Here is a 12,763-nt window from a genome sequence, read left to right as displayed (position 1 = left end):
TCATTCGGGTGTGAGAGCAACGTCGAACCCGAACGGCGACCCGGCGGCCGTGGATCCGGAGGACTTCCAGGCCTTCGTCGCGTCGCGGGGTGCGCATCTCTACCGCACCGCCTGCCTGCTCACCGGCGGTGACACGCACCTGGCCGAGGACCTCGTGCAGGAGACCCTCGGCCGGATGTACCCGAAGTGGGGCCGGCGTCGGCGGATCGACAATCCGTCCGGCTACGCGCAGACCACGCTCGTCAACACCTTCATCTCGATGCGGCGCAGGAGGAGCAGCTCCGAGCGGCCGACCGAGCATCTGGGTGACGCGCCGGCCGACGGCGTGGACGTCGAGCTGCGGCTGACGCTGCTGGACGCGCTCGCCAGACTGCCGGAGCTGGACCGCGCGGTGCTGGTGCTCCGCTTCTGGGACGACCGCACCGTCGAGGACACCGCCGCCGCGCTCCGGCTCACCGAGAGCGCGGTGCGTTCGCGCTGCTTCCGGGCGCTGGCCCGGGTGCGCGAGCAGCTCGGCGCCGACTTCATCGAATTCGCAGAGAGCTGAGGAGGCCCGGATATGTCGATCATCGGAGAGCCGACGAGTCTCAGCGCGGCGCTGCACGACGCCGCGCTCTCCGTCGAGCCGCCGCCGACCGAGGTGCTGTACGGGGAGGCCGTGCGGCGCGGGCGGCGGATCAAGCGCAATCGGGCTCTGGGCACGGGACTGGCCGGGGCCGTCGTGCTGGCCGCGGGAGGAGCACTGATCACGACCGCGCACTACGGAGCCCACACGACGGCGACGGCGAGCGTGCTGAGCGGGCCGGTGAACCGGGACTACATGATCGCCGCGTACGAGGCCGCGCTGCCGTCGAACGCGAAGATCACGGGAGCAGTGACCGCGGAGGGGTATCACGCCGGGGACTCGAAGTCGTGGTCCACGCAGGCCACGGCGAACGTCCTCGTGTCAGGCAGGCAGTACACGGTCTACGTCGATATCCAGCGTGGCGAGGACAAGTGGCCGGCGTGCACCGCCGTACTCCGATGCAGCACCGCGACGGTCGACGGCGCCTCTCCGGAGACCATCGAGATCTACGCGTGGCTGCCCGGCGACGACGCGACGATCTCCGTCAGCGTGTCCTCGCGCGGCCATCTGGCGGGGAGTGCGGCCCAGCCGTTCTCCATCGGTCAGATCGAGCAGATGCTCACCGCGAACGTGTGGACCAAGGTGCTCGACGACCTGCCGAAATAGCGAGGGAAACGGCGAAGGGCCGCGGTGCGAACCGCGGCCCTTCGCCGTACCTCCGCTCCGGCTCGGGCGCTAGCTCGTCGGCGAGGAGCTCGCCGACGAACCTCCGCCGAGATTGACGTCGATCTCGGGCAGACCGAGCACGCTGGGAATGGTGACTCCTATCGAGGGCAGCACGTTGCCCCCGACGGCGACGCTTATCGTCGAGCTCGACTTCGGGCTGGCGCTCGCCGAGGTGCTGGAGGACGACTTCGCCGAGGACGCGGACTTGCTCGCCGTGTCGCTCGCGCTCGCGGAGCCGGCGGCCGTCGCGGAGCCGGTCGCCGAGGGCGCGGCGCTGCTCGCGTCGCCGCCGCCGGGCTGGCCGGCGGCGCCGGTCTGGCCGAGGCCCGGGCCCTGCGCGTGGTTCGCCGCCTTCTGCGCCGCCGCCTGCAGTTCGCGCGAGTACTGGTCCATCAGCGCGACGATCTGCGGGGGCTGCGACTGCAGGACCGCCGGCAGCCGCCAGCTCAGGTCCTCGACGCGCTGACGCTCCGTCAGCAGGAAGTCGGAGAGCGCGTGCAAGGCCGTCTGGTCGCCGTTCTGCTGCACCTGGGCCAGCAGCAGGTCCCCGCCGTTGGTGACCATCGTGCGCAGGTCGCTGAGCGTGTCCTTGAGCAGTTGCTGGGTCTGCGAGCCCGGCTGGTCCACGTCCGGGCGCTGCAGCAGCGCGTCGATCTCGCCGAGCCGCACGTCCGCGAGGTGCAGGTAGTCGCGGCCCTGGTCGGTCGGCGAGCCGGACAGGGACAGCTGCAGCGACTCGAAGATCTTCTTGGCGTTGTACAAGGGATCTCCCGGAACCGCTCCGGCCGAGGCGATCGCGATGCCGCCGACCGAGCCCGTCGCCACGGCCACGCCCACCCCGGCCGCGAGCAGCCGGCGGCGCCAGGACGCGGAGATGCCGGTGAACACGCCGGCCTTCGTGTCTGCCGAATGCCGGGCCCCGCCGCGGCCGCGGCCGGCCCGTTGCGCGGGCACCCGGGAGCCGGAGCGGCGGCCGGCCGCCGCGCCCTCGGCCACCAGCGCCGGCGCCTCGGCGACCAGCCGGGCGCGCAGCGCGTCCCGGAAATCCACGCCCGGGCCCGGCACCGCGTACGCGGCCGTCGAGACCCGCTCGGCCAGGGCCACCAGCGACCCGAGCGCACCCTCCCCGCCGCCCCCGTGCGCTCCGTGCGCTCCTCTGCCGACGGCCGATCCGTTCACGCGCCCCACGGCGTGCGCCCCGTCGCCGGCGCGGCCGGCCTGGCCGGTGTGGCCGTCGGCGCGGCTCGCGGCGTGTGCTTCCACCAGCGCCGCGAACTGCTCGGCCTGCTGCCGGTCGTTCATCGCGCCTGCCACCTCCTCCACTGCTCCCGTTCCGACCCAGGCCGAGCCCGGACCGCCCCCGCCCGCATCGCCGAGCGCGGAGGTTCGTCACCGCGTTCGACACGCGCCGGGCGGGTTTGGTTGTGCCCGGGACACCCCGGGACAGTCCCAGGGCCCCCTATTTCACTCGTTCGAGTGGAACTCGAACGGGCAGGGCGACCGGGACACCGCGGCGTCACCCCCGATAACGAGCGGGGGCCACCGGGAGTTACGGAGGCGGGCACGCAGCGTGCCTCCCCGGCGCGCCGTACCCCGGCGTCCGGGGCCGGGCGCAGGGCGGATCGGCGAAGCGGCCGGTCTATTCGGCCGGGCGCGGCGCTCACCGAAGGTCCGCCGGGAGCAGCCGGGCGAGCGTGCGGATGGCGCGGTACTGCAGGGTCTTGATCGCGCCGTCGTTCTTGCCCATGATCTGCGCGGTCTCGGCGACCGAGAGCCCGTGCAGGAAGCGCAGCGTGACGCACTCCTGCTGCTGGCTGTTGAGCTGCTTGACCGCGTCGAGCAGGGCGCGGTTGGAGAGGTAGGCGAGGACCGAGTCCTCCGGGCTGGCCTCGGTCTGGTCCGAGTCGAGCATCTCGCCGGTGGGCACCTCGAGGCGGTGGCGGGAGGACTTGAAGTGGTCGGCGACCAGGTTGCGCGCGATGGTCACCAGCCAGGCGCCGAAGTCGCGGCCCTGCCAGGTGAAGGTGGAGATCCGGCGCAGCGCGCGCAGGAAGGTCTCGCTGGTGAGGTCCTCGGCCAGCGCCTTGTTCGAGACGCGGTAGTAGATGTACCGGTAGACGGTGTCCACGTACGCGTCGTAGAGCCTTCCGAAGGCCTCGCCGTCGCCCTCCTGCGCCCGCTCGACGAGCGCGAGCATGCGTGCGGACTCCGCGTCCGGGCGCGGCGGCTCCGGCTGGGCCGCCGGCCTCGGCCCGGTGCCGCCGCGGGCGGGGGGCGCCGGCGGGGAGCTGACGGCCGCGCCCGCGCTGAGCGGCCGGGGCGGTTGGGGGACCGCCCCGGCCGTCATCGCGAGCACGGCCGCTCGCAGGCCGCCGAGGCCTAAGCGGTCGGCGCTGACGTCTCGGTGCACAAGGCTCCAGGTGCTCGGGTGCGCCGTTCGGCACGGCTTGTGACGCTTGTAATACTGCATCGACAAGCCATGCGGTTCCGGTGCGCACTGCCTCGTCTCCGTCCGGGCGTCCGCGTGGGCTGCCGACACCGGGCGGCTCGTTCCGCTCGTGGTCCGTTGGACCCCGCGTCCAGCGCGATCCGATCACCCATAGTAGGCGGACCGGACCCCGCTGTGTGCGGCTTTGACGGCAATACCCACTTCGCGCGTCGACGATGGTGATGAACCGTCAGGACGAGATACGAGGATACCCCTAAGTGACCGGATCGCTACGGCACGTCGTCACGACTTCGCCCGTGCGCGTTTGGCCAGAGCGACGCCCGCGGCCACCGCTCCGGTCGCGGCGCCGGTGATCGCGGCCGGGGGCAGCGAGGCGCGCAGCAGCTTCGTGCCGGTGCGGTAGTCGGTGACCGGCCAGCCCTCTGACTCGGCCCGCTCGCGCAGCCGGTGGTCCGGGTTGACCGCGTGCGGGTGGCCGACCAGGGTGAGCATCGGCAGGTCGTTGGCCGAGTCCGAGTACGCGTGGCAGGCCGTCAGGTCGTAGCCCATCCGCTCGGCGAGCTCGTGCACCGCGGCGCCCTTCGCCGGCCCGTGCAGCGGCTCGCCGATCAGCTTCCCGGTGTACTTGCCCTCGATCTCCTCGATCCGGGTGCCCAGGGCGCCGTCGAGGCCGAGCCGGTCCGCGATGATCTCGGCCAGCTCGATCGGCGAGGCGGTCACCAGCCACACCGGCTCGCCGCGGCGGCGGTGCAGGTCGGCCAAAGCCCTGGTGCCTGGCCAGATCTTCTCGGCGAGGTAGTCGTCGTATATGTGCCGGCACAGCTCGCGCATCTCGTGCGCGGTGTGCCCGGCGGCCAGCGCCAGCGCCCGCTCGCGGGTGCTCGTCACCTGGCCGGCCCGCTCCCCGCGCAGCCGGAAGACGGCCTGGTGCCCGGCGAACCTGGCTATGTCGAGGGGGCTGACGAAGCGGGCCTTCGCGAAGCCGCGGGCCACGTGGAACAGCGAGGCGCCGCGGATGAGGGTGTTGTCGAGGTCGAAGAACGCGGCGGCGGTCGGCCGCGGGCAACGGACCACCGGTAGCGGCGACTCCTCGGCGGCCGCGCTGGGAGCAGGGCGCACTGTCACCCTCATGACCCTACCGGGAGATCGCGACCGCGACGTTTCCGTGACGAGAAGGGTGGCGGGCGCGCAGTCGACGCCCACGTCACGCGGGGGTGCGCGGGAGTGGGAAAATCGTCCCATGGACGACACCCGCATCACGCTCATCGGCAAGCCGGGCTGCCACCTGTGCGACGCGGCCCGCGAGATCGTCGCGAAGGTGGCCGCGGATCTCGGGGTCGGCTGGGTCGAGTATGACATCAACGCCGACCCTGGACTCAAGGAGGACTACTGGGACCTCATCCCGGTGACCCTCGTGGACGGCAGGCGGCACGACTTCTGGAAGGTCGACGAGGCCCGGCTGCGGGCCGCGCTCGGCGGCTGACGGGGCCTCAGGGGCCTCGCGGCGGCCGCGCCGCCTGGGAGCGGCCTGTGACTTCAGTCGCACGTCCGCGGGGCCCAAGGTCCTTCGCGGGCGTTTCCGCAGGTCAGATAGGGCGTAGGGGGTGAGTGGGGTAAATCGGAGGTTTCTAACAATTCGGTCAGGAACTTTGTGCGCGCCTTCACAAGGTCCTACGCTTCTTCGTGAGTGCTGAGGAAGTAACAACAACCGCTCACCCGGCTCGCAGTGTTACCGCCTCATACACCTATTCACTCACAGTTCCACGAGCGCGACCGGGAGCAGCATGGCCAGCATGAGCAGTCCTGGTATGGCCGCCATCCCCGAGGCGACCGTCGCACGGTTGCCCGTCTACCTGCGCGCCCTGCGCACGCTGCAGGACCGCGGCACCGCGACCGTCTCCTCCGAGGAGCTGGCGGGCGTCGCCGGCGTGAACTCGGCGAAGCTGCGCAAGGACCTGTCGTTCCTCGGCTCCTACGGGACCCGCGGCGTCGGCTACGACGTCGAGTACCTCATCTACCAGATCTCCCGCGAGCTCGGCCTGAGCCTGGACTGGCCGGTCGCGATCATCGGCATCGGAAACCTCGGCCACGCGCTCGCCAACTACGGCGGCTTCGTCTCCCGCGGCTTCCGGATCGCGGCCCTGTTCGACGCCGACCCGCGGCTGTCCGGCAACCGGGTGGCCGGCCTGGTGATCCGGCACGTCGACGAGCTCGACGAGATCATCGCGGAGCTCGGCATCTCCATCGCGGTGATCGCCGTGCCGCCGGCCGCCGCGCAGTCGGTGGCCGACCGGCTGGTCGCCGCGGGCGTCACCTCGATCCTCAACTTCGCCCCGACCGTGGTCACCGTGCCCGACGGGGTCGACCTGCGCAAGGTGGACCTGTCCATCGAGCTGCAGATCCTCGCCTTCCACGAGCAGCGCAAATCCGCGGACGGGCAGCACCCGCGGGGCGCGCGAACCGTCCGCAGCGCGCTGCGCGAGGATCCGGTCAACCCGGACCCCGACGCGGAGCAGGCGCAGGTGCGCCGCCCGGCGGAGCCCCCGATCCGGCAGCGCTCCGCGTCCGAATTGAATGAGGTGCAACCCGCATGAGTCTCCTGGTCATAGGGCTCTCGCATAGAACCGCACCGGTTCGGCTGCTCGAGCAGACCGCGCTCACCGAGGAGCTTGCGGTCAAGCTGCTCGGCGACGTGGTCGGGTCCGAGCACGTCTCCGAGGCCGTCGCGGTCGCCACGTGCAACCGCCTCGAGGTCTACGCCGAGGTCTCCAAGTTCCACGGCGCGCTCGCCGGGATCTCCGAGCTGCTCGCCCAGTACACGACCGTTCCGCGGGATGTGCTCACCCAGCACTTCTACGTGCACTACGACGACCGGGCGGCCTGGCACATGTTCACCGTCGCCTGCGGCCTGGACTCGATGGTGGTCGGCGAGCCGCAGATCCTCGGCCAGCTGCGCACCGCGCTCGCGCTCGGGCAGCAGGCCGGCACCGCGGGCCCCGTCCTCAACGAGCTGATGCAGCAGGCGCTGCGGGTCGGCAAGCGCGCGCACAGCGAGACGGCCCTGGACCGGGCCGGGCAGTCGCTGGTCACCGCCGCGCTCGACCTGGCCGTCGCCGAGGGAGCGCCGGCCCCGCGCCGCGCGGTCGTCGTCGGGGCGGGCTCGATGTCCGCGCTGGCCGCCACCACGATCCTGCGCCGCTACCCGGAGGCCGCGCTCACCGTCGTGAACCGCACCCCGGAGCGGGCCGAGCGGCTCGCCGCGGCGGTGAACGGCACCGCCGCGCCGCTGTCGGAGCTGCCCACGGCCCTCGCCGACGCCGACCTGATCCTCTCCTGCACCGGCGCCACCGAGCTGGTGCTGACGGCCGAGCGGTTCTCCGCCGCCCGGGCCGGCTCCGAGCGGCCGGTCACCCTGATCGACCTGGCCCTGCCGCGCGACCTCGACCCGGCGATCGGCCGCCTGGCCGGGGCCGCGCTGATCGACCTCGAGCTGATCGCCGAGGCGCAGAAGGCCGCGACGGCCGAGGGCCCGGGCGACGACAGCCTGGAGGCGGTCAAGGAGATCGTCGAGGCCGAGCTCGAGGCCTACCGCAAGCTGCGCACGGCGAGCACCGTCGCCCCGACGGTGACCGCGCTGCGGTGCATGGCCGCCGAGCTGGTCTCGGCCGAGCTGAGCCGCTTCCACGGCCGCACCGCGGGGCTGGACGAGCGCACCCGGGCGGAGGTCGAGCAGACCGTGCGGCGGGTCGTCGACAAGCTGCTGCACGAGCCGACGGTGCGGGTCAAGCAGCTCGCCGTGGCCGACGGCGGCGTCACCTACGCGCAGGCGCTGCGCGAACTCTTCAACCTCGATCCCGGCACGGCGGTGGCGGTCAGCCGCGCCGAGCCAACGGAGAACCAGTGATGACCAGGACCCTCAGGCTCGGCACCCGGCGCTCGAAGCTGGCCATGACCCAGTCCGGCATGGTCGCGGCGGCCCTGACCGCCGCCACCGGGCACGCCGTCGAGCTGGTGGAGATCACCACCTACGGAGACACCTCGCAGGCCACCAACGAGCTGCTCTCGCAGATCGGCGGCACCGGCGTGTTCGTCAACGCGCTGCGCGAGGCGCTGCTGCGCGGCGAGGTCGACTTCGTCGTGCACTCGCTCAAGGACCTGCCGACCGCCGCGGCCGAGGGCCTGTCGCTGGCCGCGGTGCCGGAGCGGGAGGACGTGCGCGACGTGCTGGTCGCCAGGGACGGCCGGAAGCTGGCCGATCTGCCCGCCGGCGCCCGCATCGGCACGGGCTCCAACCGCCGCGCCGCGCAGCTGCGGATCGCGCGCCCCGACCTGGAGGTGGTCCCGGTGCGCGGGAACGTGGATACCCGGGTCGGCTTCGTCGAGTCCGGGAAGCTGGACGCGGTGGTGCTGGCGTACGCCGGCCTCAACCGCCTCGGCCGGATCGCCGAGGCCACCGACCTGCTCGACCCGGCGGACTTCCTGCCCTGCCCGGGCCAGGGCGCCCTCGGGGTGGAGTGCCGCGCGGACGACGCGGAGATGAGCGGGCTGCTCGCCCCGCTGGACCACGCGCCCACCCGGGCCGCCGTGGTCGCCGAGCGCGCGCTGCTGGCCACGCTGGAGGCGGGCTGCTCCGCCCCGGTCGGCGGCTACGCGCTGCCGCGGCACGACGACGAGCGGGAACTGATCGTGACCGGGATCGTCGCCTCGGCGGACCCGAACCCGACGGGCGCGCCCGCCAGCGTGCGCGGCTCGTTGACCGGCCCGGTGGAGCAGGCGGCCCGACTGGGCGCCGAGCTCGCCGACCGGCTGCTGGCGCAGGGCGCCGCGGCCTTGATGACTCAGCAGCTGGGAGAAGCACAGTGAGCGCCCTTCGCACCATGACCGCGACCGTCCCGGTCGGTGGCGGCACGCTGACGCCGCTGGAGAAGATCGAGGGTGCGCTGGACGGCGCGCCGCTGCCGGTCGCGCCCGAGCGGCGGCCCGAGGAGGCCGAGGCGCACGCCGCCGAGTCCGCCGCGCGGCAGCGCCCGGCCCACCAGGCCCGGGTGAGCTTCGTCGGCGCCGGCCCCGGCGACCCGGACCTGCTGACCGTGCGCGGCGCGGCCGCGCTCGCCGAGGCCGACGTGCTGGTGCTCGACCAGGCGCTGCTCGAGCGGTTCCGGCCGCTGGCCCGCCCCGACGTGCGGGTGATCGAGCTCGGCGGCGCGGACGGCGCCCCGGTCGCGCCCGGCCACTCCTGCTGTCCCGAGCAGGTGCTGCACGCGATGGCCGAGGCGGTCGCCGAGGGCCGGCACGTGGTGCGCCTGCTGGACGGCGACCCCGGCCTGTTCAGCCCGCTGGAGGCCGAGGCCGCCGCGTGCGTCAAGGGCGAGGTGCCCTTCGAGGTCGTGCCCGGGCTGGCCAGGGCCACCGCGGTGCCGATGTTCGCCGGGATCCCGCTCAGCCGCGGCTCGATCGGCGACGTGCGGCTGCTCTCGGCCCCGCACCCGCTGGCCGGCGAGGACTTCACCGCCTGGTCGGACTGGCACCGCCAGCTCGGCGAGGCCGGCGCGAGCGCGTCTACGCTGGTGCTGCAGGGCGTCGGCGACCGGATCGACGAGGTGGCCGCCGAGCTGCTGGCGGCCGGCCGCCCCGGCGGCACGCCGGTGGCGGTGACCGTGGACGGCTCGCTCACCTCGCAGCGCACCGTGACCGGCTCGCTGGACCGGATCACCGCCGCCCTCAAGGCCGAGCGGGTCTCCTGCCTCGGCCCGAACACCGTCGTCGTGGTCGGAGCGGTCGTGGAGCAGCGCACGGAACTGTCCTGGTACGAGAGCAAGCCGCTGTTCGGCTGGCGCGTGCTGGTGCCGCGCACCAAGGAGCAGGCGGGCGCGCTCTCCGAGCAGCTGCGCCGGTACGGCGCGGTGCCCACCGAGGTGCCGACCATCTCGGTCGAGCCGCCGCGCACCCCGCAGCAGATGGAGCGCGCGGTCAAGGGCCTGGTCACCGGCCGCTACGAGTGGGTCGCGTTCACCTCGGCCAACGCCGTCAAGGCGGTGCGCGAGAAGTTCGAGGACTACGGCCTCGACGCCCGCGCGTTCGCCGGGATCAAGGTCGCCGCGGTCGGCGAGCAGACCGCGCTGGCGCTCAAGGCCTTCGGCGTCGTGCCGGACCTGGTGCCGGAGGGCGAGCAGTCGGCGGCCGGCCTGCTGGCCGAGTTCCCGGCCTTCGACCCGGCCTTCGACCCGATCGAGCGGGTCTTTTTGCCGCGCGCCGACATCGCCACCGAGACCCTCTCGGCCGGCCTGGTCGAGCTCGGCTGGGAGGTGGACGACGTGACCGCCTACCGGACCGTGCGCGCCGCGCCGCCGGCCGAGTCGATCCGCGAGGCGATCAAGGGCGGCGGCTTCGACGCGGTCCTGTTCACCTCGTCCTCGACGGTGCGCAACCTGGTCGGCATCGCGGGCAAGCCGCACGCCGCGACCGTGATCACCTGCATCGGCCCGCAGACCGCGGCGACCGCCAAGGAGCACGGCCTGCGGGTGGACGTGCTGGCCCCGACGCCGAGCGCGGCGGCGCTGGCCGAGGCGCTGGCCGAGTTCGGCGCGGCCCGCCGGGCGGCGCAGATCGAGGCCGGGGACCCGGTCACCCGTCCCTCGGAACGGACCCGGGCACGGCGCCGCCGGGCGTAGGATCGGAGCCGCAGGACCCGGATTTCCCGCAGCAGCAGCAGGAGTAGCGCCATGGCAATCGACCTTCCGTACCGCCCGCGACGGCTGCGGACGACCGCCGCGATGCGCCGGCTGGTCGCCGAGACCCGGGTGCACCCGGGCGACCTGGTGCTGCCGATGTTCGTGAAGGAGGGCCTGGCCGAGCCGGCCCCGATCGCCTCGATGCCGGGCGTGGTCCAGCACACGCTGGCGAGCGTGCGCAAGGCCGCCCGCGAGGCGGTGGCCGCGGGCGTCGGCGGGCTGATGCTCTTCGCCGTCCCCGAGCACCGGGACGCGATCGGCAGCGCGGGCACCGACCGGGACGGCATCCTGCAGCGCACGCTGCGCGCGGTCGCCGACGAGGTCGGCGACGAGACCGTGATCATGAGCGACCTGTGCCTGGACGAGTTCACCGACCACGGCCACTGCGGCGTGCTCAAGGACGACGGCACGGTCGACAACGACGCGACGCTGGAGCGCTACGGCGACATGGCGATCGCGCAGGCCGAGGCGGGCGCCCACCTGCTCGGCCCGAGCGGCATGATGGACGGTCAGGTCGGCTACGTCCGCCGCGTCCTCGACGACGCCGGCTACCAGGACACCGGGATGATCGCCTACTCGGCCAAGTACGCCTCGGCGTTCTACGGCCCGTTCCGCGACGCCGTGGAGTCGCAGCTCGCGGGCGACCGCAAGACCTACCAGCAGGACTACGCGAACGCCGTCGAGGCGCTGCGCGAGGTGCGCCTCGACGTCGAGGAGGGCGCGGACCTGGTGATGGTCAAGCCCGGGCTGCCCTACCTCGACATCATCACCCGCGTCGCCGCCGAGGTGGACGTGCCGGTCGCGGCCTACCAGATCTCCGGCGAGTACTCGATGGTCGAGGCGGCCGCGGCGAACGGCTGGATCGACCGCGAGCGCGCGATCCTGGAGACGCTCACCTCGCTTCGCCGCGCGGGGGCCAGCGTCATCCTCACCTACTGGGCCGTCGACGCCATCCGGCTGCTCGGTTAGTCCGCCAGCGCCGCGCTGCCACGGAGCGGAGGTCCGCCAGCGCCGTCCACAGCCGTGGACGGCGCGAGGGGCCGCACCGCGCTGCATGCGGCCAGGCCGGGCCCGCCTAGTCGGGCCGGCCGGCCCTCGGCAGGACCTGGCCGTCCCGTAGCTCGTACACGTCGTCGCAGACCGCGTCCACCAGCTCCAGGTCGTGCTCGATCATGAGCAGCGCCAGGCCGTCCGCGGCGAGCGCCCGCAGGCTCTCGGCGAACTCGGCCAGCTCGGCCGCCGCCATGCCCGAGGACGGTTCGTCCAGCAGCAGCACGCCGGCGCCCCCGGCGAGCGCGCGGGCGATCTCGACCAGCCGGGCGACGCCGGTGGGCAGCTTCCCGGCCGGGTACGCGGCGAAGTCGGCGAGACCGAGCCGGCGGAGGGTCTCGGCGACCGCGCGCGCGGGGTCCTCGGCTCCGGTGGCCCGCGCGGCGACCAGCAGGTTCTCGGCCACGCTCAGCGAACCGAACACCTCCAGCCGCTGGTAGGTGCGGCCCAGGCCGAGCCGCGCCCGGCGGTGCGTGGGCGTTCGGGTGACGTCCCGGCCGTCGAGCAGGATCCGTCCGCGCCGGGCCCGCAGCCGTCCGCAGACGACGTCGAACAGCGTGGACTTGCCCGCGCCGTTCGCACCGATCAGTCCGGTCAGCCGCCCGGCGGGCACCTCCAGGCTCAGCTCGGTGAGCACGGGCACGCCCGGGTATCCCGCGCTGACCTGACGAATACTGAGCATCCCGCTCCCCACGAGCGACCGAGGGATGGCTGCCGGGCTCGCGGGCCGATTGCCGTCGCCCGGCCCTCGACCCGCTCCCTGATCCGGCCCCCGTCTCTCGGTCGCTCTCAGGCACGTGGACCGGACTCGTGATACAAAGCAAACTCGAGGGGTGGGGCCTTGTCGAGCGGTGGCGAGAGATGTGAGGTTCGTGGCGCGTGGATAACGGAGTCCAGATACCGAGCGGCCGGCCGGGGCCTGCCGTCGGGCGCCGCATCCCGCTGCCGCGCGCGCTCGGCGAGATCCTCGCCGTGTACATACCGTCCTTCGGTCTCGGCATCCTCAGCGCGCTCATCCTGCTCCACGACCCGAACGCCGGAGCCGACCAGATCACCGGCCCGGTCACCGCTCTCGAGGAGATCCTGCAGTACGTGATGCAGGCGAGCGTCACGGTCTTCGGCGTGGCGTTCTTCTGCCTGCAGCGCGGCGTGACGCTGCGCATGCTGTTCGGCCGGACGGCAGAGCCGCCGCGGTACCCGGCCGCCGCCTACGGCCTGCCCTACCCGGCCGCCCCCGCCAAC

At 73.4% G+C, this 12,763-nt stretch carries 13 protein-coding genes; 9 read left to right on the top strand and 4 right to left on the bottom strand.

Translation table 11 applies throughout. From position 1 onward, the window contains the following. The first annotated feature begins 10 nt into the window (after positions 1-10). Together KDK95_RS06025 and KDK95_RS06020 are read left to right on the top strand one after the other, a co-directional pair. Positions 11-547: a SigE family RNA polymerase sigma factor gene (locus KDK95_RS06025; RefSeq protein WP_307844193.1), complete on the top strand. Its 537-nt coding sequence runs from the start codon at positions 11-13 to the stop codon at positions 545-547. Between the two features lie 12 nt (positions 548-559). After that, the gene (locus tag KDK95_RS06020) at positions 560-1,231 is read left to right on the top strand and encodes a hypothetical protein (protein ID WP_212517014.1); all 672 of its coding nucleotides are present in this window, start codon (positions 560-562) and stop codon (positions 1,229-1,231) included. 69 nt (positions 1,232-1,300) lie between these two features. On the opposite strand, the gene KDK95_RS06015 is transcribed toward KDK95_RS06020, so the two are convergent. The 3 genes from KDK95_RS06015 to KDK95_RS06005 form a co-directional block, all read right to left on the bottom strand. Continuing rightward, positions 1,301-2,593: a DUF5667 domain-containing protein gene (locus KDK95_RS06015; protein WP_212517013.1), complete on the bottom strand. Its 1,293-nt coding sequence runs from the start codon at positions 2,591-2,593 to the stop codon at positions 1,301-1,303. A 358-nt stretch (positions 2,594-2,951) separates the two neighbouring features. Beyond that, positions 2,952-3,701 carry an ECF subfamily RNA polymerase sigma factor, BldN family gene (locus tag KDK95_RS06010; RefSeq protein WP_307844191.1) on the bottom strand — a complete coding sequence of 250 codons (750 nt, stop codon included), beginning with the start codon at positions 3,699-3,701 and terminating at the stop codon, positions 2,952-2,954. A 321-nt stretch (positions 3,702-4,022) separates the two neighbouring features. Further along, positions 4,023-4,871 (bottom strand): HAD family hydrolase, encoded by an 849-nt coding sequence (locus KDK95_RS06005; RefSeq protein WP_212517012.1) that lies wholly within the window; start codon positions 4,869-4,871, stop codon positions 4,023-4,025. Between the two features lie 109 nt (positions 4,872-4,980). Here KDK95_RS06005 and KDK95_RS06000 point away from each other — a divergent pair, with 109 nt between their 5' ends. The 6 genes from KDK95_RS06000 to hemB all read left to right on the top strand — a co-directional run bounded on the left by KDK95_RS06000 (position 4,981) and on the right by hemB (position 11,440). Next, the gene (locus tag KDK95_RS06000) at positions 4,981-5,223 is read left to right on the top strand and encodes a glutaredoxin family protein (RefSeq protein WP_212517011.1); all 243 of its coding nucleotides are present in this window, start codon (positions 4,981-4,983) and stop codon (positions 5,221-5,223) included. Positions 5,224-5,533: 310 nt separating this feature from the next. Further along, positions 5,534-6,334 carry a redox-sensing transcriptional repressor Rex gene (locus KDK95_RS05995; protein WP_249160420.1) on the top strand — a complete coding sequence of 267 codons (801 nt, stop codon included), beginning with the start codon at positions 5,534-5,536 and terminating at the stop codon, positions 6,332-6,334. Further along, the gene (locus KDK95_RS05990; RefSeq protein ID WP_212517009.1) at positions 6,331-7,644 is read left to right on the top strand and encodes a glutamyl-tRNA reductase; all 1,314 of its coding nucleotides are present in this window, start codon (positions 6,331-6,333) and stop codon (positions 7,642-7,644) included. The genes KDK95_RS05995 and KDK95_RS05990 overlap by 4 nt, the downstream gene beginning before the upstream one ends. Further along, entirely contained in the window at positions 7,644-8,603 is a 960-nt protein-coding gene (hemC, locus tag KDK95_RS05985) for a hydroxymethylbilane synthase (RefSeq protein WP_212517008.1), read from the top strand. The genes KDK95_RS05990 and hemC overlap by 1 nt, the downstream gene beginning before the upstream one ends. A 14-nt stretch (positions 8,604-8,617) precedes the next feature. Then, positions 8,618-10,411, top strand: a complete 1,794-nt coding sequence (locus tag KDK95_RS05980; RefSeq protein ID WP_212517007.1) for a bifunctional uroporphyrinogen-III C-methyltransferase/uroporphyrinogen-III synthase — start codon at positions 8,618-8,620, stop codon at positions 10,409-10,411. Positions 10,412-10,462: 51 nt separating this feature from the next. Beyond that, positions 10,463-11,440 (top strand): porphobilinogen synthase, encoded by a 978-nt coding sequence (gene hemB, locus KDK95_RS05975; protein ID WP_212517006.1) that lies wholly within the window; start codon positions 10,463-10,465, stop codon positions 11,438-11,440. Between the two features lie 106 nt (positions 11,441-11,546). On the opposite strand, the gene KDK95_RS05970 is transcribed toward hemB, so the two are convergent. After that, positions 11,547-12,203 carry an ATP-binding cassette domain-containing protein gene (locus KDK95_RS05970; RefSeq protein ID WP_212517005.1) on the bottom strand — a complete coding sequence of 219 codons (657 nt, stop codon included), beginning with the start codon at positions 12,201-12,203 and terminating at the stop codon, positions 11,547-11,549. A 197-nt stretch (positions 12,204-12,400) separates the two neighbouring features. Between KDK95_RS05970 and KDK95_RS05965 the strand changes: the two genes are divergently transcribed. Next, on the top strand, positions 12,401-12,763 hold a 363-nt coding region (locus KDK95_RS05965), incomplete at its 3' end, for a hypothetical protein (protein ID WP_212517004.1).

The organism is Actinospica acidithermotolerans (assembly GCF_018139625.1).
GTDB classification, from domain to species: Bacteria; Actinomycetota; Actinomycetes; order Streptomycetales; family Catenulisporaceae; genus Actinospica; species Actinospica acidithermotolerans.
This window is presented reverse-complemented; position numbering and strand designations above follow the sequence as displayed.

Bases quoted from the DNA above. Each gene is read 5' to 3' on its own strand.
- KDK95_RS06020 (WP_212517014.1), top strand. From the start codon at position 560: ATGTCGATCATCGGAGAGCCGACGAGTCTCAGCGCGGCGCTGCACGAC.
- KDK95_RS06015 (WP_212517013.1), bottom strand. From the start codon at position 2,593: ATGAACGACCGGCAGCAGGCCGAGCAGTTCGCGGCGCTGGTGGAAGCA.
- KDK95_RS06005 (WP_212517012.1), bottom strand. From the start codon at position 4,871: ATGAGGGTGACAGTGCGCCCTGCTCCCAGCGCGGCCGCCGAGGAGTCG.
- KDK95_RS06000 (WP_212517011.1), top strand. From the start codon at position 4,981: ATGGACGACACCCGCATCACGCTCATCGGCAAGCCGGGCTGCCACCTG.
- KDK95_RS05995 (WP_249160420.1), top strand. From the start codon at position 5,534: ATGAGCAGTCCTGGTATGGCCGCCATCCCCGAGGCGACCGTCGCACGG.
- KDK95_RS05990 (WP_212517009.1), top strand. From the start codon at position 6,331: ATGAGTCTCCTGGTCATAGGGCTCTCGCATAGAACCGCACCGGTTCGG.
- hemC (WP_212517008.1), top strand. From the start codon at position 7,644: ATGACCAGGACCCTCAGGCTCGGCACCCGGCGCTCGAAGCTGGCCATG.
- KDK95_RS05980 (WP_212517007.1), top strand. From the start codon at position 8,618: ATGACCGCGACCGTCCCGGTCGGTGGCGGCACGCTGACGCCGCTGGAG.
- hemB (WP_212517006.1), top strand. From the start codon at position 10,463: ATGGCAATCGACCTTCCGTACCGCCCGCGACGGCTGCGGACGACCGCC.
- KDK95_RS05970 (WP_212517005.1), bottom strand. From the start codon at position 12,203: ATGCTCAGTATTCGTCAGGTCAGCGCGGGATACCCGGGCGTGCCCGTG.